This is a genomic window from Thermus albus, assembly GCF_022760855.1.
Lineage (GTDB): Bacteria > Deinococcota > Deinococci > Deinococcales > Thermaceae > Thermus > Thermus albus.
Genome location: NZ_JAKTNR010000002.1, coordinates 297993 through 320207, shown reverse-complemented (window position 1 = coordinate 320207; position 22215 = coordinate 297993). Strand labels below are relative to the sequence as shown.

Here is a 22215-nt window from a genome sequence, read left to right as displayed (position 1 = left end):
ATCCGTGGTACGGGTCTCTCGGCGCACCGTCACCTTCCTACCCCCTCCTGGGGCCCAGGCCTTAATCGGGGATTTCACCGACTGGGAGAAAAACCCCCTTCCCCTTTCAGGCCCCGTCACCCTGGAGTTCCCGGAAGGAGCCTACGTGGAGTATGCCTTTTTGGACGCAAGGGGAGATCCCTTCCCCGACCCCGATAACCCCGAGCGGGCCGACAACCCCTGGTGGACCTACCCCCGGGCCGTCAGGCTTCCCGGCCATCGTTTTGAGGCCCCGCCCGAGCCAAGGGAGGAGCCCAAGGTGGCCCGGCACCGCCTGGGGGAGAGGCGCTACTATGTGGCCGAAACCGGGGCAAGCCCCAAGGCCACCCTGGTAGTCCAGGATGGGGTGGCCTTCTACCGCACCGCAGGCCTGCACAAGGTGGCCCGAGCCCTAGAGGAGGCGGGCGAAATCCCCCCGGTCCGCTTGGTCTTCGTGGAACCCATAGACCGGAACCAGGAGTACCGCTTTTCGGAACGCTACGAGGAGGAGTTTCACCGAGTGCTGGCCGAGGTGGAGGGATTCTATGGCTCCTTAGGGGATCTGGTCCTGGTGGGGGCCTCCTTGGGGGGGCTTTTCTCCTTGTGGCAGGCCTGGCGCCACCCGGATCGCTTCCCCAAGGTCCTGGCCCTCTCCCCAGCGCTGAAAGCCCACCCAGGTGGCACCGACGCCTATCGGGACCGAGAGTGGCTTTTGGGGCAGTACGCCAACGCCCAGGTCCTACCCCGCATCTACCTGGAGGTGGGCCTTTTGGAATGGCTGTTAGCTCCAGCCCGCCGCTTTGCCGCCCTCCTCGCCGACCGCAAGGTTTCCCATGCCTACCGGGAAAGGGCCTCGGGACACAACTGGGTCACGTGGAAACAAGGCCTGGCCCCAGGGCTCAGGTACCTTTTGGGGGAGGCATGAGCGGGGAAGCGCTGTTGGTGCTCCTTTCCGTGGCGGTGCTCGAGGCCCTCCTCTCCGGAGATAATGCCTTGGTGCTGGCGGTGATGGTCAAGCCCCTGCCCACCCACCTCCGCCGCAAGGCCCTGTTCTACGGGGTCCTGGGGGCTTACCTCCTGCGGGGCCTAGCCCTTCTCTTCGCCGTGTACGTGATCCGGCTATGGTGGGTCCAGGTTTTGGGAGGGCTTTACCTCCTCTTCCTCATGCTGCAGCATTTCCGCAACCACCCGGAGGCCCAGCGGCTTCCCGAGGTCACCGCCCGGGAGTTTTGGCGGGTGGTGCTCCTCATCAACCTGGTGGACCTGGCCTTTGCCGTAGACTCCATTTTGGCGGTGGTGGCCTTCTCCAAAGACCTCCTTCTGGTCTTCCTGGGTGTAGCCCTGGGTATCCTTTTCATCCGCCTGGCCGCCAGTTACGTGGTGGCGATAATGGAACGCTATCCCAACCTGGAAAAAGTAGCCTACGCCCTGGTGGGCTGGGCGGGAGTCAAGCTCCTCCTGGAGGGAAGCGCCACCCTGGCCGAGCTTTCCCACCACCCCGAACTGGCCTGGCACCTGCCCAAGCCCGCCTTCTGGGGCGTAACCCTCCTCATCCTCCTGGGGGGAAGCCTTCTAGCCTTCCGCAAACATGCCTAGGGATTGGGATGCCTTTTACCGGGAAACGGAAGGGGAACGAGCCCCTGCCTTCACGGTGCGGGCCTATGGCCCCTTCGTACCCCCTGGGCCCATCCTGGACCTGGCCGGAGGCCTGGGGCGGAACGCCCGCTACTTCCTGCACAGGGGCCATTCCGTGGTCCTGGTGGAAAAGAGCCTCGAGGCCCTGCGCAGGCTGGCCGGCACCCCGGGGCTCACCCTGGTGGATCTGGACCTAGAGGGCCCCAAAGCCCTCTCCCTCCTCCCCCCGGGTCCCTTCGCCGCTATCCTCATGAGCTACTACGTGAACCGCCCTCTTCTTAAGGCCCTCCCTCCCCTGGTGGCCCCAGGAGGGCTTGTCCTGGTGGAGGGCTTTAGCCGCCTAGAAGCCATCCGGCGGAGGAGGCCGGAAAGTCCCTACTACTGGGAACCCTACGAGCTCCTCACCCCTCCCCCCGGCCTTGGGCTACGTGCCTTCGGGGAGGGGTGGATGGAGGGCTACCGGGTCTATGCCGTCTACCAGAAGCCTAAGCCCTAAGCCCCCGGGCCACCAACTCGGCGATGTCCAAAACCTCGGGAGGCGCTTCGTCCTGGGCCACCTCCACATTCATCATGGCCATACAGAAGGGGCACCCCGTGGCGATCACCTCGGCCCCCGTGCCCTTAAGCTCCCGGTAGCGGTTTTCCGATACCCGCATGGCCCCAGGCTCCTCCTCCTTCCAGAACTGGGCCCCCCCAGCCCCACAGCAGAAGCTCCCCTCGCGGGTCCTAGGGGGCTCTTGCAACTGGAACCCCACGGCCTGCAACACCTCGCGGGGTGCCTCGTAAACCCCGTTGTGCCGCCCTAGGTAGCAGGGGTCATGGAAGACCACCTTCCTTGTTTCCTCGGAAACCTTAAGCCTACCCGAGCGCAAAAGCTCGGCGATGAACTCCGAGTGGTGCACCACCCGGTACTCCCCGCCAAAGGCCTGGTATTCGTTGCCCAGGGTATGGAAGCAGTGGGGGCAGGTGGTGACGATGGTCTTGGGAGCCACCTGGTTTAAGGTTTCCACGTTCTCCGTGGCCAGCTGGAAGAAAAGGTACTCGTTGCCCGCTTGCCGGGCGGAATCGCCCGTGCACTTCTCCTTGCGGCCCAGAACCGCCCAGTCCACCCCGCTGGCGTTTAGGATTTCCACCATGCTCCTGGCGATCCTCTGGGCCCGGGGGTCGTAGCTAGCCGCGCATCCCACCCAGTAGAGGACCTCGGGATGGGGCTTTTCCTCCACGGTGGGCACGTTAAGCCCCTCCGCCCAGTCCAGGCGCTTGTCCTGGCCAATGCCCCAGGGATTGCCGGAGCGCTCCATCCCCCTAAAGGCGTTGTTCAGCTCCTGGGGGAAGGCGCCCTCCATGAGCACCTTGGCCCGGCGCACATCCAGGATGTGCAGCATGGGCTCGTTGCCCACCGGGCAGACCTCCACGCAGGCCGTGCAGGTGGTGCAGGCCCAAAGGGCCTCCTCGTTCAGGGCGAAGTCCATGAGGGGCCGGGGGCTTTCCTGGCCGCTGGCAAAGGCAGGGAGGATATCGTTCAGCTCATAGCGCTCGGAAATAACGATGGCCGCTGGGGAAAGAGCCTTTCCCGTGGTGTACGCGGGGCAGGCCTCCTGGCAGCGGTTGCACATGATGCAGGCGTAAGCGTCCAAAAGCCTTTTCCAGGAAAGGTCCTCCAGCTTCTCCGCCCCGAACTTCTCCTCCTCTTTCTCAAAATCCAGAGGCCACAAGGCCCCGGGCTTTTCCTGGCCAAAGGCCAGGTTGATGGGGCCCATCATCAGGTGGATGTGCTTGGAACGGGGGAAGTAGGGAAGAAAGAGCAGGATGGAACCCAGGGCCCCCCACCAGAAGACGTGTTCCAAAACCACCAGGCTAGAGGGGGCAAGCCCGGAAAGGAGGCTGGCTAGGAGGCTCGCCACCGGCTGGAAGGGATCGGGTTCCCCCTGGGCCAGGCCCGCGGCCTTGGAGAGGAGGCGGCTTCCCACATGAAAGGTGATGAAGGCCCCCACAATGGCCGAGTCCCGGGGTATCCCCTGGCGCACCCGCTCGTGGAGGAGCACCTTGGGGTTCCAGGTGAAGTCGTGGGGGGCCACCAGGTAGCGGCGCACCATCAGGCCCAAGATGCCCACCAAGATGGCCGCCGTCAGGATGTCGGCGATGAAGTTATAGGGGTTCCAAACGCCTCCTTGGGTGTGCAGGGGGAAAAAGCCCTCCAGGAGGTCCACCAGGTTGACCAAAAGGTAATAGATAAAGCCATAGAAGACAAGGGCGTGCAGGAGGGACACCCATGGCCGCCGCTTGAACACCGTTTGTTGCGTAAGGGTGAGCCACAGGGCCCTCCCTATACGCTCGGGTAGGCGGTCAAACCGGTCCTCAGGCCGTCCCCGGCGGATGGCCAGGTAGACCCGGCGAAACCCCGTGTAGGCGTAGTACAGGCTTCCGGCCATGAGCAGGATAAAGAGGATTTTCTCCGGTAAAGTCAGCATGGGTAAGACCTCCTTATACTCGGTTAAAGTTTACCCCACCCTGGCAAAGGCGTACAATGGTGGCCCATGGAAGCCGTGGCCTTTGGCATCCTCCTCTTCTTCAGCCTGTTGAACCTCTGGACCTTCCACCGCTTTAAGAGGCCCCTCCTGCCCTTGGTGCTGGTCCTTTTTGCGACTTTCTTCGTCTTCTTTCTTTCCCCAATCCTAGGGCTTTTGGTCTTCCTCCTGGGGCAGACCCTGGCCTTCTACGCCGCCGGGAAAAGGTGAAAGCTGAGGAAGGCCACCAAAGCCCCGAAAAGAGCACCCACCAGGACCTCGAGGTAGGTGTGGCCCAGCAGTTCCTTCAAGGGCTCGGCGGCGGGACCTTTCTGCAACACCTGCTGCAGTTCCTGAACCAACTGGTTGAGGAGCTGGGCATGAAGCCCAGCCGCCCGGCGGATCCCCGTGGCGTCGTACATGACGATGAGGGCGAAAATGGCGGCCACGGCGAACAGGGTGCTGCCAAACCCCTCCTGAAAGCCCACCCCCATGGCCAAAGCGCTCACCGTGGCCGAGTGGGAACTGGGCATCCCCCCGGTTTCCAAGAAACGTTCCCATTGAAACCGGCCCTCCAGCAGGTAATAGATGAAAATCTTCAGGGTCTGGGCCAGGAAGTTGGCCAGGATGGCCGTCCAAAACACCTGGTTAGCCAGAAAGTCCATGCCGCCTGAGTATAGCCGCCTTCACGGTATTGGCCATCAGCATGGCCACGGTCATAGGGCCCACTCCTCCAGGGACGGGGGTAAGGGCGCCCGCCACCTCGGCCACCTCAGGATGGACGTCTCCCACCAACTTCCCCCCCACTCGGTTCACCCCCACGTCCACCACCACCGACCCGGGCCGCACCCACTCCTTCCGCACCAAGTGGGGCTTCCCCACCGCCACCACCAACACCTCCGCCCGCCGGGCGATTTCCGGGAGGTTCCGGGTACGGGAATGGGCCACGGTCACGGTGGCATCCTCCCGCAGGAGGAGGCCGGCGAGGGGCTTGCCCACGATGTTGGACCGACCCAGGACCACCACCTCCTTGCCTCTTAACTCCACCCCATAGTGCTGCAGGAGGCGGACGATCCCTAGGGGCGTGCAGGGGAAAAGCCCCTCGCCCCCGCTCCAAAGCTTGCCCACGTTGAAGGGATGGAAGCCATCCACATCCTTGAGGGGAGAGATGGCCTCTAAAACCCGCTCCGTGCGGATGTGGGCGGGCAAGGGAAGCTGGACCAGGATACCGTCCACCTCGGGATCTTGGTTGAGGGTCTGGATCCGCTCCAAAAGGGTCCCCTCGGGGGTATCCTCGGGAAAGACCTCCACCTGGCTCAAAAGGCCCAGCTCCCGGGCCCTTTTGTCCTTAAGGCGCACGTAGGAAACCGAGGCGGGGTCCTCCCCCAAACGGATCACCCTGAGGGAGGGTACGAAAGGCAAGGAGCTAAGGGTCTGCCTCAGCTCCTGATACACGGTTTTCGCCACCTCGTGGCCGGAAAGAATACGGGCAAGGGTCATCTCAGCCCTCCTTAGGCACCACCTTCAGCTCGCCCCCCTGGATCCGCCGGTACAAGCGGCCGAGAACCCCGTTGACAAAGGCCCCTGAATGCTCTCCCCCATAACGGTTGGCAATCTTCACCGCCACCTCAATCAGGGGAGCGAAGGGGGTGGGTTCGTAAAGCATCTCGTAGGTGGCCAGACGCAACACGGTGAGGTCGGTCTTGGACATCTGGGCGAAATCCCACCCCTCCACCGTCTCCCGTAGCACCTGGTCCACCTCCTCCGCATGGGCCTTGTACCCCTCTAAAAGGCGCCGGGCAAAGGCCACCCCCTCCTGGTCCAGGGGATCTCCGTAGGAGTCCTCCTCTCCTCCCATCTCCTCCAAGGCGTGACGGAAAGCCTCCTCCAGATCCACCCCCCCCTGGGTGTGGGCAAAGAGGGCCCGCATGGCCAGTTCCCTGGCTCGCCTAAGCATGGGCCTCCTTTCGGTACTCCACCTGGGCCACGGTGAGGTTCACCGCCTGAACCTTTTCCCCGGTGGCCAGGAATAGGGCTTCGGCCACTGCCTTTTGCACCACCTGGGCCACCTCGGGAATGGAAACCCCGTAGTCTACGGAAAGAACCAGGTCCACCGTGTACCCCTCGGGGGCACGCTCCACCTTGATGGGCTTCATCCGACGGAAAACCTCACCCAAAGAGCGGGGTGCGGTTTCCAAAAGCCGCACCCCCTGGAGGTCGGAAAGGGCGTGGGCCACCAGGCCCTCGAGGGCATGGTCGCTGATCTCGTACTCCACCATCACACGCCCAGTCTACATCTCCATCCGCCGGGCCACGAAGTTGGTGTAGACCGCACCCCGGCGGAAGAAGGCATTCTGCAAGACCTTCTGGTGGAAGGGGATGGTGGTCTTCAGGCCCGGCCCCTCAATCACCGTTTCGGAAAGGGCCCGCTCCATGCGCCTGATGGCCTCCTCCCGGGTGGGGGCCCAGGCGATGATCTTGGCGATGAGGCTGTCGTAATGGGGTGGGATCTGGTAACCCGCATAGAGGTGGCTGTCCACGCGGATCCCTGGCCCCCCGGGGAAAAGCAAGGTCTCCACCTTGCCGATGGAGGGCCTAAAGCCCTTCTCCGGGTCCTCGGCGTTGATGCGCACCTCTATGGCGTGTCCCCGTACCTCGACATCCTCCTGCTTCAGCCAGAGCTTTTCCCCCATGGCGATACGGAACTGGGCCTGCACCAGGTCCACACCCGTGATCATCTCCGTAACGGGGTGTTCCACCTGGATGCGGGTGTTCATCTCAATGAAGTAGAAATTCCCCTCCTTGTCCACCAAAAACTCCAGGGTGCCCGCCGAGACATACCCCACGTGCCGGGCCAAGCGGGCCGCCGCCTCGGCGATGGCCCTCCGGGTCTCCAGGGGCAAGGTGCTGGGGGCCTCCTCCAATAGCTTCTGGTGTCGCCTTTGGATGGAACAGTCCCTTTCCCAAAGGTGGATGACGGTCTCCCCGTCCCCCAGAACCTGGATCTCTATGTGCTTGGGCTCCTCGATGTACTTCTCCAGGTAGATGGTGGGGTTGCCAAAGGCCGCCCGGGCCTCCTCCTGGGCCTGCTGAATGACCCTTTCCAGCTCCTCCTCAGTATGAACCAGGCGCATTCCCCTGCCGCCACCCCCAGCGGAGGCCTTGAGGATCACAGGATAACCGATCTCCTGCGCAGCCCGCTTAGCCTCTTCCACGCTGGTAAGCTCATCCGTCCCCGGAACCGTGGGCACCCCCGCCTCCCGCGCCACCTTCCTAGCCGTGGCCTTATCTCCCAGGGCCCGCATGTTTTCAGGAGTGGGACCGATAAAGGTGATGCCGTGGTCCCGGCACATCTCCGCGAAGGTGGCGTTTTCCGCTAGAAAGCCGTAGCCGGGATGGATGGCATCGGCTCCGGTAACGATGGCCGCCGAGAGCAGGTTGGGAATGTTCAAGTAGCTCTGCCCAGAAGGAGGTGGCCCAATACAGATGGCCTCGTCCGCCAAAAGCACGGGCAGGCTCTTCTCGTCCGCGGTGGAGTGGGCCACCACCGTCTTGATGCCCAGCTCCTTGGCGGCCCGGATAATCCGGAGGGCGATCTCGCCTCGGTTAGCGATCAGGACCTTTTTCATAGGGGCTGGATGAGGAACAGGGGTTGCCCGTACTCCACCGGCTCCCCATTTTGCACCAGGATCTTTTTGACGATGCCGGAAACCTCCGACTCAATCTCGTTCATCAGCTTCATGGCCTCGATGATGCAGAGCACCTGGCCCTTCTCCACCCGGTCGCCTTCCTTCACGTAGGGTGGGGCATCCGGGGCCGGGGCCCGGTAGAAGGTGCCCACGATGGGGGCCCTCACCTCCACGCAGCCCGCGCACTCCCCTTTAGCCTCCGGAACCTCCTCGATGGGAGGGACCTCAGGCCTGGGGGTTTCACCGTGAGAAGCCGGCACCGGTGCTCCCATGGCTGGCGTGGGCAGGGGAGGAGGAGAAGTGGCGGGGACCAGCACCCCTTGGGGCAAAGCCGCCACCTGCACCTCGCCCCCTCGGCGTACGGTCAGCTTGTAATCAGGGGTCTCCAGGGTGAGCTCGCTCACCCCGTGCTCCACCAGGGCCTGCAAGATCTGTCTCAGCTCCTTGGGCGTCATGGATACACCTCGCGGCATAAAGCTTACCCCATGTGTCCCCAAAACCGCTTTTATACCCCGTCACACCACCCCACCCTGGCTTGGGCTAGGGTGGGAGCCCCGGTAAGGACCTCGGACAGGCGCCATCCCGGTAGGACTTAGAGAACGAACTGAGGGCCTGGGTTCACCCGGTTCCCGGTAACGCCTTAAGCCCGACCCACGTACTGGCCGGTGCGGGTGTCCACCTTGATCACCTCACCGGGCTCCACAAAAAGGGGCACCTGCACCACGGCCCCCGTTTCCAAGGTGGCGGGTTTACTCCCACCGGACACCGTGTCGCCCCGCACCCCAGGAGGGGTATCCACCACCTTGAGTTCCACCACCGTAGGCGGGGTAATCTTCAAGGGACGACCCTCGTACATGTCCCCGAGGACGGTCATGCCCTCCTTGAGGAAACGGGCCGCCTCCACCTGGCCTTTGGGTAGGTGGAACTGCTCATAGGTTTCCAGGTCCATGAACACCAGGTCCTCGCCCTCTTGGTAGAGGTACTGGAGTTCACGGGTTTCCACGTAGATGTCCTCCAGCCTCTCCCCCGAATTAAAGGTGCGCTCAAGGGTGGCTCCCGTCTCCAGGTTTTTAAACTTGGCCACCACCTTGGCCCCACCCCGGCCGAGCTTTTGGTGCTGGTACTCCACGCACTCCCAAAGGCCACCCTCCATCTTTACCTTGGTTCCGGGTCTTAGATCCGTCACGCTGATCATGCTTCCTCCTGAAGTTCCAGGACCTGGGGCCTAAGCCCTAAGAGGTCAATATACCGGAGGTACTCCTCTTCCCCAAGCTCCCGCCCGGCCAAGGCCACCAGCAAGGCCTCCATGACGTTGGTACCGAAGCTCCGCCCGCCCAAGCGAGGGGTGGTGGTGATGAGACGCCTTACCCCCCGTTCCCGCAAGAAGGCCACGTCCTCTTCGGTGGTGGTGTTGGTGAGCACCGACTTGCCCCTCACGTCATCGGGCATATAACGCCTGATGTAGTGCCAGTCCCCCGCTACCAGGTCCGCCCAAGCGTAGTAACGGCTTCGCCAGTCCAAAACCCGCTTCTCCTGCTTTTCCCCCGTGGGGTAAAGGAGCTGGAAGGGAAGCTGGGTGAGGACGGGAAGCAAAAGGAAGGCCAGCTTCTGCAGGAAGGAAAGGGAGTAAAGGGGAACGGGCAACCCCAGGGCAAAGATGAAGTCACCGTAAAGGACCCGAGCCCCAGCTTGGTGCAAGGCCTCGGCCAGGCCGAAGCGGTCCACGGCTGAGGGCAGGAGCACCTTGGTGTTCCGCCAGTCTATTATCCCGGACAGCTGAGCCACCGCCCGGCGCTCGAGGGTGTGTTTGAGGCCTGAGCCATCCACCACAGGCGTCTTACGGGCGACCTCCTTAAGCCTGACGGCATCCCGGATGGCATAGCGCCGACCCCCCGCCCAAAGGTAAAGGTCAATGCCCCCAAGGCCGATGGCCTCCACCTGTCCATCCAACTGGGCAATGAGGCAGAGCGCCCTTTGGAAATCCCCGTCCGTGCCCCGCCTTTCCAGGACCACTTTCTCCCCCAAAAGCTCCAGCTCCACCACCGAGTCGCGCCGGCTAGAGCCCAGTGATACCGAAACCACACGCTTGGTCACGAAGGGCTATTTTAACCCCGCCCAAAGGCCCAGGGCCATCAGAATTCCGGCCAGAAGGAAAAAGGGCCAAACCCTCCGAAGCCCAACGAGCCGGGCCAGGAGGCCGAAGACCAGGCTGCCAAACGCCAGGGCCAAGAAGAGGGCCTCGAGGTTGGCCATGAGGGTCCGCATGGCTCAAGATTAGCGCAAGACCCTCCCGAGAAAGTCCAAAACCCCTTGGCGGAAAACCCCATCCACAAGACCAGAGGGGAGGTGGCCTCCAGGGTAGCAGAAGCGCACTACCGGTATGCCCAACCCCTTAGGGATTTTGCAGGCGGGATCCAGAGCCCTTGGCCTCGTGTCCCTTCCAACCAGCGGCCCCGGGGCCAGGACTCCGTGGACCCCATCCCCAGGGTAACCGCAAGACAAACGGATGAGGCGGCTACTGCCCCCTGGCCTCCAGCCAACCCGCCTGCAAAGCCTTAAGGCCTATGGCGTGGTACACCAGTTGGGCCGCGGTCATCTCCGCATGGAACTGACCAGTTGGGGAAAGCTCCACAAAATCCATGCCCACCACCTCCTTTTCCGCAAAAACCGCCGCAAGGAGGTCCACCACCTGGCGGTAGGAAAGTCCTCCAGGCAAGGGAGTACCCACGCTGGGCATAAAGCTTGGGTCTAGGGCGTCAAAGTCCAGGCTGATGTACACCCGCTCACCCAAAGCCCCCAGTATCTCCTTTAGGGGAAGCCCTTCCCGGTGCAGGCGATGGGCGGGGAAAAGGGCCACCCCCTTTTCCTTGGCGAAGGCCAAGGAGTCTTGGTCTATGGCCCTGATCCCCACCTGCACCAAGGAAAACCCTTCCTGAACTAAGCGGTAGAAGGGGGAAGCATGGGAATACACCGAACCTTGCCACTTAGGGTACAGATCCGCATGGGCATCTATCTGGAGAAGGGAAAACTCCCCCAAGACCTCCCGATGGGCCTGGACCAGGGGGTGGGTGATGGAGTGGTCTCCCCCCAAGGAGACCACGAACTTCCCCGCCCGAAGGTGCGTAAGGGCGGCCTCCCGGATCAGAGCGTGGCTTGCCTCTGCGCTCCCCGCCACCCAAGGGACGAGCTCGGCTGCGTGGATCCCCACCTTTTCAGGGGCCACCTCCAGCTCCAAAAGGAAGGGCTCCAGCTCCCGGCTGGCCAGGAGGATGGCCTCAGGGCCCCGCCTGGCCCCGGGCAAAAAGGAGAGGGAAAGGTCGTAGGGCACGGGCAGGACCACCACCCGAGCCTCCTGGTATGGGGTATCGCGTTCACCAAAGAAAAGACGCATACCCCTAAGAGCCTAGCAGATGGCCTAGCGCCCGAGGAAGAAAAGCTCTAAAAGCCTGAGAAGGGCTAGGGTACCCCGCTCAAAGTCCTGGATCCGGATATGCTCGTTAGGGCTGTGCACCCGGCTACCCGGATACCCCACCCCCAGGCCCACCGCCGGAGCCTTGAGGTGGTGGAGGAAGGGGTGCATGGGACCGGACCCTGCCATGTTGGGATAGAGGACGGCCCTCTCCCCAAAGGCCTCCTCCAGAGCCCTCTTGGCCAGGTTCACGAAGGGATGGGAAAGATCCGAACGGGCGGGATGCTCCCCTTTCTCCAGGACCACCACCTCCACGTCGTGAAAGCCCTGGGCCTCGAGGTGCCGCCTCAAAAGCCCAGGGATCTCCTCCGGGTCCTGATCCGGCACCAGGCGGAAGTCCAGCTTGGCAAAGGCCTCTGCTGGCAACACCGTCTTGGAACCCGGGCCACCGTAGCCTGAATGAAAACCATTCATGTTGACGCAGGGCTCGGCATAAAGCCGTTGGTTGAACTCCAGGTTCCTGGCCCCTCCCAAAAAGTCCCGCACGCCAAAGGCTTCCTTCAGCACCCCCGACTCGTCGGGGATCTCCGCCAGCACCTCCATCTCCTTGGGGGTTAGAGGGCGGACCCGATCGTAAAACCCCGGGACCAGTACCCTTCCCTCCTCGTCCCTCAGGCTGGCAATGGCCCGGCTTAGGCGGTAGATGGGGTTCTCCACCACCGCCCCGTAGGAGGAATGCAGGTCAAAGGCTGCCGTGCGCACCCGAAGCTCCAGGGCCACGATACCCTTAAGCCCCGCATAGAGGTAAGGACGCCCCTTGGCGTCCACCCCACCCGCCTCCCACACCATGGCCTCCGCCGCCAAGAGGTCCTTCTTGTCTCTCACGTAATCCCCCAGGTGGGGGCTTCCCACCTCCTCCTCCCCCTCCACCACGAACTTCACCCGGGGAAGAAAACCGTGCTTCTTCTGGAATAGGCTTAGGGCCACCACCCGGGCCACCAACTCCCCCTTGTCGTCGTGGGTACCCCGCCCATACCAAGCGCCCTCCCGTTCCACCAGGCGAAAGGGCTCCGTTTCCCAGAGTTCCAGGGGATCCGGAGGCTGTACATCGTAGTGATTGTAAAATAAAAGCGCCTTATCCCCCTCGCCTCCTTCAGCGTAAACCACCGGGGGGCCGTAGCCGTGGTGTAGCTCCGCCTTTAGGCCTAGCCCCCCCAATACCTCCGCCACCCTAGCCGCACCCGCCTCGAGGGCCCTTCCCTCTGCGCTCACCGTGGGCAGGGCCACCAACTCCGCCAAAAGCGCCCTAGCCTCCTCCAAAAACGGCCCCATGATAAACTGAGCATACTATGGTGGAACCCTCCTTGGTCCTCTATGGGGCCCTGTACCAGCGGGCCATGGACGTGCTACAGGAAACCCTGCAGGAAACCGGGGCCCGCTATGCGCTCCTGATAGACCGAAAAGGATTCGTCCTGGCCCACAAGGAAGCCCTCTGGGCCCCCAAGCCCCCGCCCCTGGACTCCCTGGCCACCTTGGTGGCGGGCAACGCTGCCGCCACCCAGGCCCTGGCCAAACTGTTGGGCGAGGCCCGCTTCCAGGAAGTGGTGCACCAGGGGGAACGCATGGGGCTATACGTGGACGAAGCCGGCGAGTTTGCCCTTTTGGTCTTGGTCTTTGACGAAAACGCTCCCTTGGGCAAGGTCAAGCTCCACGGCAAACGGGCTGCGGAGGCCCTAGCCCGGTTAGCGGAGGAGGCCTTGGCCAACCCCCCCAAGCTCAACCTAGACACCCAGTACCGCGAGGAAGCCAAGGCCCTCTTGGACGAACTCTTGGGCAACTAGTATGAGCACCATCAACTTCGCCAACCGCGAGATCAACTTCAAAATCGTCTACTACGGCCCGGGGCTATCCGGAAAAACCACCAACCTGAAATGGATTTATAGCAGAATCCCGGAGGGGCGCAAGGGTGAGATGGTTTCCTTGGCCACCGAGGACGAACGCACCCTCTTCTTTGACTTCCTTCCCCTGGACCTCGGCGAGGTCAAAGGCTTCAAGACCCGTTTTCACCTCTATACCGTCCCCGGCCAGGTCTTCTACAACGCCAGCCGCAAGCTCATCCTTAGGGGGGTAGATGGCATCGTATTCGTGGCCGACTCCGCCCCCAACCGGCTCAGGGCCAACGCGGAGAGCATGCGCAACATGCGAGAGAATCTGGCCGAGTACGGGCTTAGGGTAGAGGATATCCCCGTGGTGCTCCAGGTGAATAAGCGGGATCTTCCCGACGCCTTGCCCGTGGAAATGATCCAGGCGGTGGTGGATCCCCAAGGGCGCTTCCCCGTGTTTGAAGCGGTGGCCACCGAAGGCAAGGGGGTGTTTGAAACCCTCAAGGAAGTAAGCCGCCTGGTCCTGGCCAGGGTAGGCAGCACCTAAGCCCTGTCCCTATGGGGCGAGGTGTAGCACCTCGCCCCCTTTTTTTCCACGGATAACCAGCGATCTGCAGTGGGGTTCTTGCTTTCAACTAATGGAAGGGACAAATGTACTTCACCTTCTTCTCAGCTTTTCGCTAACATGGGCACCGTATACGGCAACCTGCCGTAAAGGGAGGAAGGGTATGGAGGAAAAACCGGTCGGCGCCATGGGAGTGATAGTGGTTCTTACCCTCACCATTTTGGTCTTCTGGCTGGGGGTATACTTCACCTTCTTCGCAAGGGGGTAGGGTATGGTGGACGAGCACAAGGCCCACAAGGCAATCCTGGCCTACGAGAAGGGCTGGCTGGCCTTCTCCTTGGTGATGTTGGTGGTCTTTATCGCCCTTATCGCCTATACCTTGGCCACCCATAGCGCCGGGGTCATCCCTGCAGGGAAACTGGAGCACGTGGACCCCACCAAGGTGCGGACGGAAGGCCCTTGGGCTGACCCTACCCAGGCGGTGGTTCAGACGGGCCCCAACCAGTACACGGTCTACGCCTTGGCCTTCGCCTTTGGGTACCAACCCAACCCCATAGAGGTTCCCAAGGGGGCCGAGATCATCTTCAAGCTCACCAGCCCCGACGTCATCCACGGCTTCCACGTGGAGGGCACCAACATCAACGTGGAGGTCCTCCCCGGGGAGGTTTCCACGGTGCGGTACACCTTCAAGAAAGCCGGCGAGTACCGCATCATCTGCAACCAGTACTGCGGCATAGGCCACCAGAACATGTTTGGCAAAATCGTGGTGAAGGAGTGAGCCATGGCGGTGCGCAGCTCAGACATTAGCCGCATATACGAGGCTTACCCGGAGAAAAAGGCTACCCTTTACTTCCTGGTCCTGGGCTTCATTGCCGTCATCATCGGAAGCCTTTTCGGTCCCTTCCAGGCCCTGAACTATGGCAACGTGGACGCCTATCCTCTCCTTAAGCGCCTCCTCCCCTTCGTCCAGTCCTACTACCAAGGCCTTACCCTGCACGGGGTGCTGAATGCCATCGTCTTCACCCAGCTATTTGCCCAGGCCAGCATGGTCTATCTACCTGCCAGGGAGCTGAACATGCGCCCTAACATGGGGCTCATGTGGCTCTCCTGGTGGATGGCCTTTATCGGCCTGGTAATGGCGGCCTTGCCCTTGTTGGCCAACGAGGCCACCGTCCTTTACACCTTTTACCCTCCCCTTCAGGGCCACTGGGCCTTTTACCTGGGGGCCAGCATCTTCGTGCTCTCCACCTGGGTGAGCATCTACATCGTTCTTGACCTCTGGCGGCGCTGGAAGGCCCAGCACCCCGGCCAGGTAACCCCCTTGGCCACCTATATGGCGGTGGTCTTCTGGCTCATGTGGTTTATCGCCTCCATCGGCCTGGTCCTGGAGGCGGTGCTCTTCCTCCTCCCCTGGTCCTTCGGCCTCAGCAAAGGGGTTGATCCCCTGATCGCCCGCACCCTCTTCTGGTGGACAGGCCACCCCATCGTCTACTTCTGGCTCATACCGGCCTACGCCATCATCTACACCGTGCTGCCCAAACAGGCGGGGGGCAAACTGGTATCCGACCCCATGGCCCGCCTGGCCTTCCTCCTCTTCCTGCTTCTCTCCACCCCCGTGGGCTTCCACCACCAGTTCGCTGACCCTGGGATCGACCCCACCTGGAAGATGATCCACTCCATCCTCACCATGTTCGTGGCCGTGCCCAGCCTGATGACCGCCTTCACCGTCGCGGCCAGCTTGGAGTTTGCTGGAAGAATGCGGGGTGGCAAAGGGCTTTTAGGCTGGATCGCAAAGTTGCCTTGGGGCAATCCCGCCTTTGTAGCCCCCGTACTGGGCCTTATCGGCTTTATCCCCGGTGGTGCGGGAGGCTTGGTGAATGCCAGCTTCACCCTAGACTACGTGGTCCACAATACCGCGTGGATTCCCGGCCACTTCCACCTGCAGGTGGCGAGCTTGGTAACCCTTACCGCCATGGGCTCCCTGTGGTGGCTCATCCCTAACCTCACCGGAAAGCCCATCTCCGATGCGCAAAGGCGCCTGGGGCTGGCGGTGGTCTGGCTTTGGTTCCTTGGCATGATGCTCATGGCCCTGGGCCTCCACTGGCAGGGGCTCCTTAACGTGCCCCGCCGGGCCTACATTGCCCAGGTACCGGATGCGTACACCCATGCGGCTGTCCCCATGGTCTTCAACATCCTGGCGGGTATCATCCTTCTGGTGGCCCTCATCCTCTTCATCTACGGCCTCTTCAGCGTTCTCCTGGGCCGGGAGCGCCGGGTGGAGCTGGCCGAGGCCCCGGTACCCTTCGCCGAAGTGATCTCAGGCCCGGAGGACCGCCCCCTGGTACAGGCCATGGACCGCATCGGCTTCTGGTTCCTGGTGGCGGTGATCCTGGTGCTTTTGGCCTACGGCCCTACCCTGGTACAACTCTTCAGCAACCTCAACCCAGTGCCTGGCATGCGCCTTTGGTAGGCTTAGGACACCCCCAAGGGCCAGGAAACCCCTGGCCCTTGACCTTTTTGGCCAAAACGAAAAGGCTATGAACGTGGGCTTTATCCCTAGCCGCGGACTCCCTTGGGTGGTCACGCTTTCCCTTCTTCCCTTCCTTCTCCAGTTTCTAGGACTGGGGTTGGCGGATAGGCTGGGGCAGGGGCTTTGCGGCAGCGCCCTGGGGGTTTCCGAAGCCGAAGCGGTCATGTATGGCTTGGTGAGCGAGTATTACTTTTATGGGCAGGTTTTCCTGATCCTTTTGGCCCTGAAAGCCACCTACGCCCTAGTCCTCTGGGTTCTCCGCCTCATGTATCCCGATAGGGATCCCCCGTTTGCCCCCCTGGCCTGGAGGGTGGGCATTGGGCTTTCTGGGGTTTTTATCCTCCTCTTCCTTGTTACCCGCACCCTGCCCTTGCCCTTCTTCACCCCCTTAGGCCCTGCTCTCCTCTCCCCCGCCCCCTTGGATCCCCTCTCGGTCATGATGGTTCTGCCCGAGCCCTTCCTGCTGGGTCTTTACCTCCGATACCGACCATGAAGCTTCCTCTTCAGGTATACCTGTTGGGCCTTGTCAGCTTCCTCATGGATGTGGCCAGCGAGATGGTCTATCCCCTGCTACCCCTTTTTCTGACCAGCCTAGGGGCGGGCGCAGGGGTGCTGGGCTTGGTGGAGGGCATCGCCGAGGCCACGGCCAGCCTCTTCAAGGTGGTGGGCGGAAGGATTTCCGACCGCTTGGGCCGAAGAAAACCCTTACTCCTCCTGGGATATGGCTTGCCCGCCTTCCTGAGACCCATTTTGGCCCTAGCCCAAAGCCCTGCCCATGTGCTCCTCTACCGTTTCCTGGACCGCACCGGTAAGGGCTTGCGCACCGCACCCCGTGATGCCTTACTGGCGGAGAGCGTGGACCAGGGTGCCTTTGGCCGGGCCTACGGCCTCCACCGGGGCCTGGACACCCTGGGAGCCACCGTAGGCCCCTTCTTGGCCTTTCTCCTCCTACCCCAACTGGGAATCCGGGGCGTGTTTTGGGCGTCGGCTATCCCGGCCTTTCTGGCCTTCATGGCCCTCTTTTGGGTACGGGAGGCCAAGGCCCCACGGGCCAGAACCCCCCTACCCCCCCTCCGCCTCACCTACTTAGGTACCCTTCCCGTCCCGTACCGCCGGTTTCTCCTGGTCTCCGGCCTCTTCGCCTTGGCCCTCTCCTCCAATGCCTTTCTGCTCCTTCGCCTGAAGGAGCTGGGTCTAACCCCAGAGGCCGTGACCCTGGCCTACACGGGCTACAACCTTCTCTACGCTCTGCTGGCCTATCCTCTGGGTAGCCTGGCGGACCGGGTGGGCTTAAGGCGGGTGGTGGCATGGGGGTTTGGCCTCTACGCCCTGGTGTATCTGGGCTTTGCCCTGGCAAAAACCGCCCTGGCAGGTGTGGCCCTACTTCTCCTCTATGCCCTTTATTCGGCTGCCTTCGAGGGAGCCAGCCGGGCCTATCTGGCCACCTTGGTACCCCAGGAAACGAAGGCCACCGCCATCGGACTCTACCACACGGTGGTGGGGGTTTTGCTCTTGCCGGCCAGCGTGATCTTCGGCTTTCTTTGGCAGAGCTACGGACCCGGGCTGGCCTTCGGCGTGGGAGCGGGCCTGGCCCTTTTGGCCCTCACCCTCTTCCTGCTTGACGGAAAGAGGAGGAGGCCCTAACCTGGAGGAGGTCCTTAGGGACCTCGAGGAGGAAGGGGCCAAAAGCGCTTTCCCCCCTGACGGAGGTAAAGATGCCCATCAGCAAAGAGGAGAAGCAAAAGGTCATAGAGGAGTTCGCCCGCTTCCCCGGGGACACGGGGAGCACCGAGGTGCAGGTGGCCTTGCTCACCTTGCGCATCAACCGGCTTTCCGAGCACCTGAAGGTGCACAAGCACGACCACCACTCCCATCGGGGTCTTTTGATGATGGTAGGGCAGCGGCGCAGGCTTCTGCGCTACCTGGAGCGGGAAGACCCCGAGCGCTACCAGGCCCTGGTTGAGAAACTGGGCCTGAGGAAGTAAACTGGTATGTAGGTCGGGGGCGGGGCCTTAGGGCTCCGCCTTTCGCTTGAGGACAACTATGGCAGAAGCCACGCCCAACACACCCCAAGCCCATCGGTACGAAACCCAGGTGGCCGGCCGCCTCTTGGTCCTAGAGACGGGGAAATACGCCAAGCAGGCTTCCGGCTCGGTCCTGGTACGCTATGGCGACACCGTGGTCTTGGCCACGGCCCAGGCCTCGGAAGAACCCATAGAGGCAGACTTTCTCCCCCTCACCGTGGAGTTTGAGGAGCGGCACTACGCCGTGGGCAAGATTCCCGGAAGCTTCATGCGCCGGGAGGGGCGGCCGGGGGAAAAGGCCATCCTTTCCGCCCGCATGACCGATAGGCCCATCCGCCCCCTCTTCCCCAAGGGGTTCCGGCACGAGGTCCAGGTGATCGTCACCGTGCTCTCCGCCGACCAGAAGAACCCTCCGGACATCCTGGGGCCCACGGCGGCCAGCGCCGCCCTCATGCTCTCGGACATCCCCTGGGAAGGCCCTGTGGCGGCGGTACGGGTAGGCCTCATCGGGGGGCAGTTTATCCTAAACCCCACCTTGCAGGAGCTTTCGGAAAGCGCCCTGGACCTGGTGGTGGCGGGAAGCCGGGACGCCATCCTCATGGTGGAGGCCGGCGCCCTCGAGGTGGACGAGGAAACCCTGGTCCAGGCCCTGGAGTTCGCCCATCGGGAGATGCAGCCCATCCTGGACCTGCAAGAGGCCATGGCCCGGGCCCTGGGTAAGCCCAAGATGGCCTGGACCCCTCCGGAAAGCCTCAGCGAGGAGGAAAAGGAGGCCTTCTACCGCCTGGCCCTGGATAGGGGGCTTTCCGCGGTCCTGCAAACCGCCAGCAAGGGGGAGAGGAGCCGGGCCCTCGAGGCCTTTGCGGAAAGCCTTATCCTCGAGGCCTTGCCCAAGGGGGAGGACGGCACCCTTGACGAAAGCAGAAAACCCCTCTACGAAAGCGCCTTCGCCGAGATGGTGCGCAAGGAGCTGAGGCGGTTGGTCCTGGAGGAGGGCAAGCGGGCGGATGGCCGTACACCCAAGGACCTCCGGCCCATCTGGATCGAGGTGGACGTCCTCCCCCGCACCCACGGCTCCGCCGTCTTCACCCGGGGGGAAACCCAGGTACTGGGCACCGTCACCCTGGGCACAGGCCGGGATGAGCAGATCATTGACGACCTGGGGATTGACGAGACGGAGAAGTTCCTGGTCCACTACAACTTCCCCCCCTTCTCCACCGGGGAGGTGAAGCGCCTAAGGGGGGTTTCCCGGCGCGAGGTGGGGCACGGCAACCTGGCCAAACGGGCCCTCAAGGCCGTCCTACCCCCGGAGGAGGCCTTCCCCTACACCATCCGGGTGGTGGGGGACGTGCTGGAGTCCAACGGCAGTAGCTCCATGGCCACGGTTTGCGCCGGCTGCCTGGCCCTCATGGATGCCGGGGTGCCCATCCGGGCCCCGGTGGCCGGGGTGGCCATGGGCCTGGTGTGGGAAGGGGAGCGGTCGGTGATCCTCACCGACATCCTGGGGCTGGAGGACGCCCTTGGGGACATGGACTTCAAGGTGGCGGTGACCCGAAAAGGGGTCACGGCGCTTCAGATGGACAACAAGGTGGGCGGGCTTCCCCGGGAGGTGCTGAAGGAGGCCCTCATGCAGGCCCGGGAGGCCCGGCTTCGGATTCTGGACCTCATGGAAAGCGTCCTCCCCGCCCCGCGCCCCGAGCTCAAGCCCTTCGCCCCCCGGATCCTCTCCTTGAAGGTGCCCGTGGAGAAGATTGGCCTGGTCATTGGGCCTGGGGGGAAGAACGTGCGGGCCCTCGAGGAGCTAGGGGTAGAGGTGGACATCGAGGAGGACGGTACGGTGCGCATCTACTCCAGCGACATGGAGGCCGCCCAAAGGGCTAAGAAGCGCATTGAGGAGCTCACCATGGAGGCCAAGGTGGGCGAGATCTACGAGGGCACCGTCACCAAGATCACCCCCTTCGGGGCCTTCATCAGCCTCTTTCCGGGCACCGAGGGCCTTTTGCACATCAGTCAAATCGCCCCCGGGCGTGTGGAACGGGTGGAGGACCACCTCAAGGTGGGGGACGTGATCAAGGTCAAGGTGCACCGCATCGACGAGCGGGGCAAGATCGACCTCATCCGCCCCGAGCTCGAGGGCAAGATTCCCCCCAGGCGGCGGAGCTAGTTCTAGGCGTCTTTTCTTTCGGCACAATCCCGGCCCGGCTGGGAAGATGGGAGGTTTATGGAAAGCCAAGAGCGCAAACCACGGAAACGACGGCGCAGAAGACCGCCCGACGTCACCCCCATTGCGCCTGGGGAGGGCAGGGACCACGTAGAGATCGTGCCCCTAGGGGGTATGGGGGAGATCGGTAAGAACATCACCGCTTTTCGCTTCCGGGACGAGATCTTCGTGCTGGATGGGGGGCTAGCCTTCCCCGATGAGGGGATGCCCGGGGTGGACCTCCTTATCCCCCGGGTGGACTACCTCATAGAAAACCGCCACCTCATCAAGGCCTGGGTGCTCACCCACGGCCACGAGGACCACATCGGGGGGCTTCCCTTCATCCTCCCCATGGTGTTTGGCAAGGAGAGCCAGGTACCCATTTATGGCGCCAAGCTCACCCTGGGGCTTCTAAGGGGAAAGCTGGAGGAGTTCGGCCTTAGGCCAGGAAGCTTCAACCTCAAGGAGATCAGCCCCGACGACCGCATCGCGGTAGGCCGCTACTTCACCCTAGACCTCTTCCGCATGACCCACTCCATCCCCGACAACTCCGGCCTGGTGATCCGCACCCCCATTGGCACCATCGTGCACACCGGGGACTTCAAGCTGGACGCCACCCCCATTGACGGGAAGGTATCCCACCTGGCCAAGGTGGCCCAGGCGGGTGCCGAGGGCGTTTTGCTCCTCATCGCCGACTCCACCAACGCGGAGCGGCCTGGCTACACCCCGAGCGAGATGGAGATCGCCAAGGAGCTGGACCGGGTGATCGGCCGCGCCCCAGGCAGGGTCTTCGTCACCACCTTCGCCAGCCACATCCACCGCATCCAAGCCGTGATCTGGGCGGCGGAGAAGTACGGGCGCAAGGTGGCCATGGAGGGGCGGAGCATGGTGCGCTTTAGCCGTATCGCCCTGGAGCTGGGCTACCTTAAGGTGAAGGACCGCCTCTATGCCCTCGAGGAGGTGAAGGACCTGCCCGATCACCAGGTCCTCATCCTGGCCACGGGAAGCCAGGGCCAGCCCATGTCCGTCCTCCATCGCCTGGCCTTTGAGGGGCACGCCAAGATGGCCATCAAGCCCGGGGACACGGTGATCCTCTCCAGCAGCCCCATCCCCGGCAACGAGGAGGCGGTGAACCGGGTCATCAATCGCCTCTACGCCCTAGGGGCCTACGTCCTTTACCCTCCCACCTACAAGGTCCACGCCTCCGGCCACGCCTCCCAGGAGGAGCTCAAGCTCATCCTGAACCTCACCACCCCCCGTTTCTTCATGCCCTGGCACGGGGAGGTGCGCCACCAGACCAACTTCAAGTGGCTGGCGGAGTCCATGAGCCGCCCGCCGGAAAAGACCCTCATTGGGGAAAACGGGGCCGTCTACCGCCTCACCCGGGAAAGCTTTGAGAAGGTGGCGGCGGTTCCTTCTGGAGTGCTCTATGTGGATGGTCTGGGCGTGGGGGACATCACGGAGGAGATCCTGGCCGACCGCCAGCACATGGCGGAGGAGGGGATCGTGGTCATCACCGCCCTGGCGGGGCGCGATCCCGTGGTGGAGGTGGTTTCCCGGGGCTTCGTCAAAGCCGGGGAACGGCTATTGGGTGAGGTGAAGCGCATGGCCCTCGAGGCCCTGCAAAACGGGGTGCGGGAGAAAAAGTCCTTAGAGCGCATCCGCGACGACATCTACTACCCGGTGAAGAAGTTCTTGAAAAAGGCCACGGGACGCGACCCGGTGATCCTGCCCGTGGTGATTGAGGGGTAAAGC

26 protein-coding genes are annotated in these 22215 nt (G+C 62.9%); 14 read left to right on the top strand and 12 right to left on the bottom strand.

The genetic code is table 11. The features are described 5' to 3' along the window. Positions 1-4 precede the first annotated feature (4 nt). From L0D18_RS03545 to L0D18_RS03535, 3 genes are read left to right on the top strand one after another with little or no spacing between them, the layout of a single operon-like run. Positions 5-943 (top strand): alpha/beta hydrolase-fold protein, encoded by a 939-nt coding sequence (locus L0D18_RS03545; RefSeq protein ID WP_243027394.1) that lies wholly within the window; start codon positions 5-7, stop codon positions 941-943. After that, positions 940-1614: a TerC family protein gene (locus L0D18_RS03540; RefSeq protein WP_243027393.1), complete on the top strand. Its 675-nt coding sequence runs from the start codon at positions 940-942 to the stop codon at positions 1612-1614. The genes L0D18_RS03545 and L0D18_RS03540 overlap by 4 nt, the downstream gene beginning before the upstream one ends. Then, entirely contained in the window at positions 1607-2149 is a 543-nt protein-coding gene (locus L0D18_RS03535; RefSeq protein ID WP_243027392.1) for a class I SAM-dependent methyltransferase, read from the top strand. Before L0D18_RS03540 ends, L0D18_RS03535 begins: the two co-directional genes overlap by 8 nt. On the opposite strand, the gene L0D18_RS03530 is transcribed toward L0D18_RS03535, so the two are convergent. Continuing rightward, on the bottom strand, positions 2139-4124 hold the full coding sequence (locus L0D18_RS03530; RefSeq protein ID WP_243027391.1) for a (Fe-S)-binding protein: 1986 nt from the start codon (positions 4122-4124) through the stop codon (positions 2139-2141). The two genes, L0D18_RS03535 and L0D18_RS03530, sit on opposite strands and share 11 nt — an antisense overlap. 66 nt (positions 4125-4190) lie before the next feature. On the opposite strand from L0D18_RS03530, the gene L0D18_RS03525 reads away from it, so the two are divergent. Continuing rightward, positions 4191-4391, top strand: a complete 201-nt coding sequence (locus L0D18_RS03525; RefSeq protein WP_243027390.1) for a hypothetical protein — start codon at positions 4191-4193, stop codon at positions 4389-4391. On the opposite strand, the gene L0D18_RS03520 is transcribed toward L0D18_RS03525, so the two are convergent. The 11 genes from L0D18_RS03520 to L0D18_RS03470 all read right to left on the bottom strand — a co-directional run bounded on the left by L0D18_RS03520 (position 4370) and on the right by L0D18_RS03470 (position 12590). Next, entirely contained in the window at positions 4370-4825 is a 456-nt protein-coding gene (locus L0D18_RS03520) for a divergent PAP2 family protein (protein WP_243027389.1), read from the bottom strand. The two genes, L0D18_RS03525 and L0D18_RS03520, sit on opposite strands and share 22 nt — an antisense overlap. Then, positions 4809-5660 carry a tetrahydrofolate dehydrogenase/cyclohydrolase catalytic domain-containing protein gene (locus L0D18_RS03515; RefSeq protein WP_243027388.1) on the bottom strand — a complete coding sequence of 284 codons (852 nt, stop codon included), beginning with the start codon at positions 5658-5660 and terminating at the stop codon, positions 4809-4811. Before L0D18_RS03515 ends, L0D18_RS03520 begins: the two co-directional genes overlap by 17 nt. A gap of 1 nt (position 5661) precedes the next feature. Beyond that, entirely contained in the window at positions 5662-6117 is a 456-nt protein-coding gene (gene nusB, locus L0D18_RS03510; RefSeq protein ID WP_243027387.1) for a transcription antitermination factor NusB, read from the bottom strand. Continuing rightward, positions 6110-6439 carry an Asp23/Gls24 family envelope stress response protein gene (locus L0D18_RS03505; RefSeq protein ID WP_243027445.1) on the bottom strand — a complete coding sequence of 110 codons (330 nt, stop codon included), beginning with the start codon at positions 6437-6439 and terminating at the stop codon, positions 6110-6112. Before L0D18_RS03505 ends, nusB begins: the two co-directional genes overlap by 8 nt. A gap of 12 nt (positions 6440-6451) precedes the next feature. Then, positions 6452-7789 (bottom strand): acetyl-CoA carboxylase biotin carboxylase subunit, encoded by a 1338-nt coding sequence (accC, locus tag L0D18_RS03500; RefSeq protein ID WP_243027386.1) that lies wholly within the window; start codon positions 7787-7789, stop codon positions 6452-6454. Further along, positions 7786-8304: an acetyl-CoA carboxylase biotin carboxyl carrier protein gene (gene accB, locus L0D18_RS03495; RefSeq protein ID WP_243027444.1), complete on the bottom strand. Its 519-nt coding sequence runs from the start codon at positions 8302-8304 to the stop codon at positions 7786-7788. Before accB ends, accC begins: the two co-directional genes overlap by 4 nt. Positions 8305-8489: 185 nt before the next feature. Beyond that, positions 8490-9044, bottom strand: coding sequence for an elongation factor P (gene efp, locus L0D18_RS03490; RefSeq protein ID WP_243027385.1), 555 nt, complete (start codon positions 9042-9044; stop codon positions 8490-8492). Continuing rightward, complete coding sequence (locus L0D18_RS03485; RefSeq protein ID WP_243027384.1) at positions 9041-9943, bottom strand: quinate 5-dehydrogenase; 903 nt, start codon at positions 9941-9943, stop codon at positions 9041-9043. The genes efp and L0D18_RS03485 overlap by 4 nt, the downstream gene beginning before the upstream one ends. A gap of 6 nt (positions 9944-9949) precedes the next feature. Further along, entirely contained in the window at positions 9950-10114 is a 165-nt protein-coding gene (locus L0D18_RS03480; protein WP_243027383.1) for a hypothetical protein, read from the bottom strand. Between the two features lie 250 nt (positions 10115-10364). Next, the gene (gene speB / locus L0D18_RS03475; RefSeq protein ID WP_243027382.1) at positions 10365-11240 is read right to left on the bottom strand and encodes an agmatinase; all 876 of its coding nucleotides are present in this window, start codon (positions 11238-11240) and stop codon (positions 10365-10367) included. Between the two features lie 24 nt (positions 11241-11264). Continuing rightward, positions 11265-12590: a M20/M25/M40 family metallo-hydrolase gene (locus L0D18_RS03470; RefSeq protein ID WP_243027381.1), complete on the bottom strand. Its 1326-nt coding sequence runs from the start codon at positions 12588-12590 to the stop codon at positions 11265-11267. A 17-nt stretch (positions 12591-12607) separates the two neighbouring features. On the opposite strand from L0D18_RS03470, the gene mglB reads away from it, so the two are divergent. From mglB to L0D18_RS03420, 10 genes are all read left to right on the top strand, one after another. After that, positions 12608-13099: a GTPase-activating protein MglB gene (gene mglB, locus L0D18_RS03465; protein WP_243027380.1), complete on the top strand. Its 492-nt coding sequence runs from the start codon at positions 12608-12610 to the stop codon at positions 13097-13099. Position 13100: 1 nt separating this feature from the next. Next, on the top strand, positions 13101-13688 hold the full coding sequence (gene mglA / locus L0D18_RS03460) for a GTPase MglA (RefSeq protein ID WP_243027379.1): 588 nt from the start codon (positions 13101-13103) through the stop codon (positions 13686-13688). 181 nt (positions 13689-13869) lie between these two features. Continuing rightward, positions 13870-13974 (top strand): cytochrome c oxidase subunit 2A, encoded by a 105-nt coding sequence (locus L0D18_RS03455; RefSeq protein ID WP_243027378.1) that lies wholly within the window; start codon positions 13870-13872, stop codon positions 13972-13974. A gap of 3 nt (positions 13975-13977) precedes the next feature. Continuing rightward, entirely contained in the window at positions 13978-14484 is a 507-nt protein-coding gene (locus tag L0D18_RS03450; protein ID WP_243027377.1) for a cupredoxin domain-containing protein, read from the top strand. Positions 14485-14487: 3 nt separating this feature from the next. After that, positions 14488-16176, top strand: a complete 1689-nt coding sequence (locus L0D18_RS03445; protein ID WP_243027376.1) for a b(o/a)3-type cytochrome-c oxidase subunit 1 — start codon at positions 14488-14490, stop codon at positions 16174-16176. Between the two features lie 67 nt (positions 16177-16243). Continuing rightward, a complete protein-coding gene (locus L0D18_RS03440; protein ID WP_243027375.1) occupies positions 16244-16729 on the top strand; it encodes a hypothetical protein in 486 nt (161 codons plus the stop codon). Next, entirely contained in the window at positions 16726-17880 is a 1155-nt protein-coding gene (locus L0D18_RS03435; protein WP_243027374.1) for an MFS transporter, read from the top strand. Before L0D18_RS03440 ends, L0D18_RS03435 begins: the two co-directional genes overlap by 4 nt. Before the next feature lie 71 nt (positions 17881-17951). Further along, positions 17952-18221 (top strand): 30S ribosomal protein S15, encoded by a 270-nt coding sequence (gene rpsO / locus L0D18_RS03430; RefSeq protein ID WP_243027373.1) that lies wholly within the window; start codon positions 17952-17954, stop codon positions 18219-18221. A 58-nt stretch (positions 18222-18279) separates the two neighbouring features. Continuing rightward, positions 18280-20424, top strand: coding sequence for a polyribonucleotide nucleotidyltransferase (gene pnp, locus L0D18_RS03425; RefSeq protein WP_243027372.1), 2145 nt, complete (start codon positions 18280-18282; stop codon positions 20422-20424). 57 nt (positions 20425-20481) lie between these two features. Further along, the gene (locus L0D18_RS03420; RefSeq protein WP_243027371.1) at positions 20482-22212 is read left to right on the top strand and encodes a ribonuclease J; all 1731 of its coding nucleotides are present in this window, start codon (positions 20482-20484) and stop codon (positions 22210-22212) included. The last annotated feature ends 3 nt before the right edge of the window (positions 22213-22215 follow it).

Bases quoted from the DNA above. Each gene is read 5' to 3' on its own strand.
- L0D18_RS03540 (WP_243027393.1), top strand. From the start codon at position 940: ATGAGCGGGGAAGCGCTGTTGGTGCTCCTTTCCGTGGCGGTGCTCGAG.
- L0D18_RS03535 (WP_243027392.1), top strand. From the start codon at position 1,607: ATGCCTAGGGATTGGGATGCCTTTTACCGGGAAACGGAAGGGGAACGA.
- L0D18_RS03530 (WP_243027391.1), bottom strand. From the start codon at position 4,124: ATGCTGACTTTACCGGAGAAAATCCTCTTTATCCTGCTCATGGCCGGA.
- L0D18_RS03525 (WP_243027390.1), top strand. From the start codon at position 4,191: ATGGAAGCCGTGGCCTTTGGCATCCTCCTCTTCTTCAGCCTGTTGAAC.
- L0D18_RS03520 (WP_243027389.1), bottom strand. From the start codon at position 4,825: ATGGACTTTCTGGCTAACCAGGTGTTTTGGACGGCCATCCTGGCCAAC.
- L0D18_RS03515 (WP_243027388.1), bottom strand. From the start codon at position 5,660: ATGACCCTTGCCCGTATTCTTTCCGGCCACGAGGTGGCGAAAACCGTG.
- nusB (WP_243027387.1), bottom strand. From the start codon at position 6,117: ATGCTTAGGCGAGCCAGGGAACTGGCCATGCGGGCCCTCTTTGCCCAC.
- L0D18_RS03505 (WP_243027445.1), bottom strand. From the start codon at position 6,439: ATGGTGGAGTACGAGATCAGCGACCATGCCCTCGAGGGCCTGGTGGCC.
- accC (WP_243027386.1), bottom strand. From the start codon at position 7,789: ATGAAAAAGGTCCTGATCGCTAACCGAGGCGAGATCGCCCTCCGGATT.
- accB (WP_243027444.1), bottom strand. From the start codon at position 8,304: ATGACGCCCAAGGAGCTGAGACAGATCTTGCAGGCCCTGGTGGAGCAC.
- efp (WP_243027385.1), bottom strand. From the start codon at position 9,044: ATGATCAGCGTGACGGATCTAAGACCCGGAACCAAGGTAAAGATGGAG.
- L0D18_RS03480 (WP_243027383.1), bottom strand. From the start codon at position 10,114: ATGCGGACCCTCATGGCCAACCTCGAGGCCCTCTTCTTGGCCCTGGCG.
- speB (WP_243027382.1), bottom strand. From the start codon at position 11,240: ATGCGTCTTTTCTTTGGTGAACGCGATACCCCATACCAGGAGGCTCGG.
- L0D18_RS03470 (WP_243027381.1), bottom strand. From the start codon at position 12,590: ATGGGGCCGTTTTTGGAGGAGGCTAGGGCGCTTTTGGCGGAGTTGGTG.
- mglB (WP_243027380.1), top strand. From the start codon at position 12,608: ATGGTGGAACCCTCCTTGGTCCTCTATGGGGCCCTGTACCAGCGGGCC.
- mglA (WP_243027379.1), top strand. From the start codon at position 13,101: ATGAGCACCATCAACTTCGCCAACCGCGAGATCAACTTCAAAATCGTC.
- L0D18_RS03455 (WP_243027378.1), top strand. From the start codon at position 13,870: ATGGAGGAAAAACCGGTCGGCGCCATGGGAGTGATAGTGGTTCTTACC.
- L0D18_RS03450 (WP_243027377.1), top strand. From the start codon at position 13,978: ATGGTGGACGAGCACAAGGCCCACAAGGCAATCCTGGCCTACGAGAAG.
- L0D18_RS03445 (WP_243027376.1), top strand. From the start codon at position 14,488: ATGGCGGTGCGCAGCTCAGACATTAGCCGCATATACGAGGCTTACCCG.
- L0D18_RS03440 (WP_243027375.1), top strand. From the start codon at position 16,244: ATGAACGTGGGCTTTATCCCTAGCCGCGGACTCCCTTGGGTGGTCACG.
- L0D18_RS03435 (WP_243027374.1), top strand. From the start codon at position 16,726: ATGAAGCTTCCTCTTCAGGTATACCTGTTGGGCCTTGTCAGCTTCCTC.
- rpsO (WP_243027373.1), top strand. From the start codon at position 17,952: ATGCCCATCAGCAAAGAGGAGAAGCAAAAGGTCATAGAGGAGTTCGCC.
- pnp (WP_243027372.1), top strand. From the start codon at position 18,280: ATGGCAGAAGCCACGCCCAACACACCCCAAGCCCATCGGTACGAAACC.
- L0D18_RS03420 (WP_243027371.1), top strand. From the start codon at position 20,482: ATGGAAAGCCAAGAGCGCAAACCACGGAAACGACGGCGCAGAAGACCG.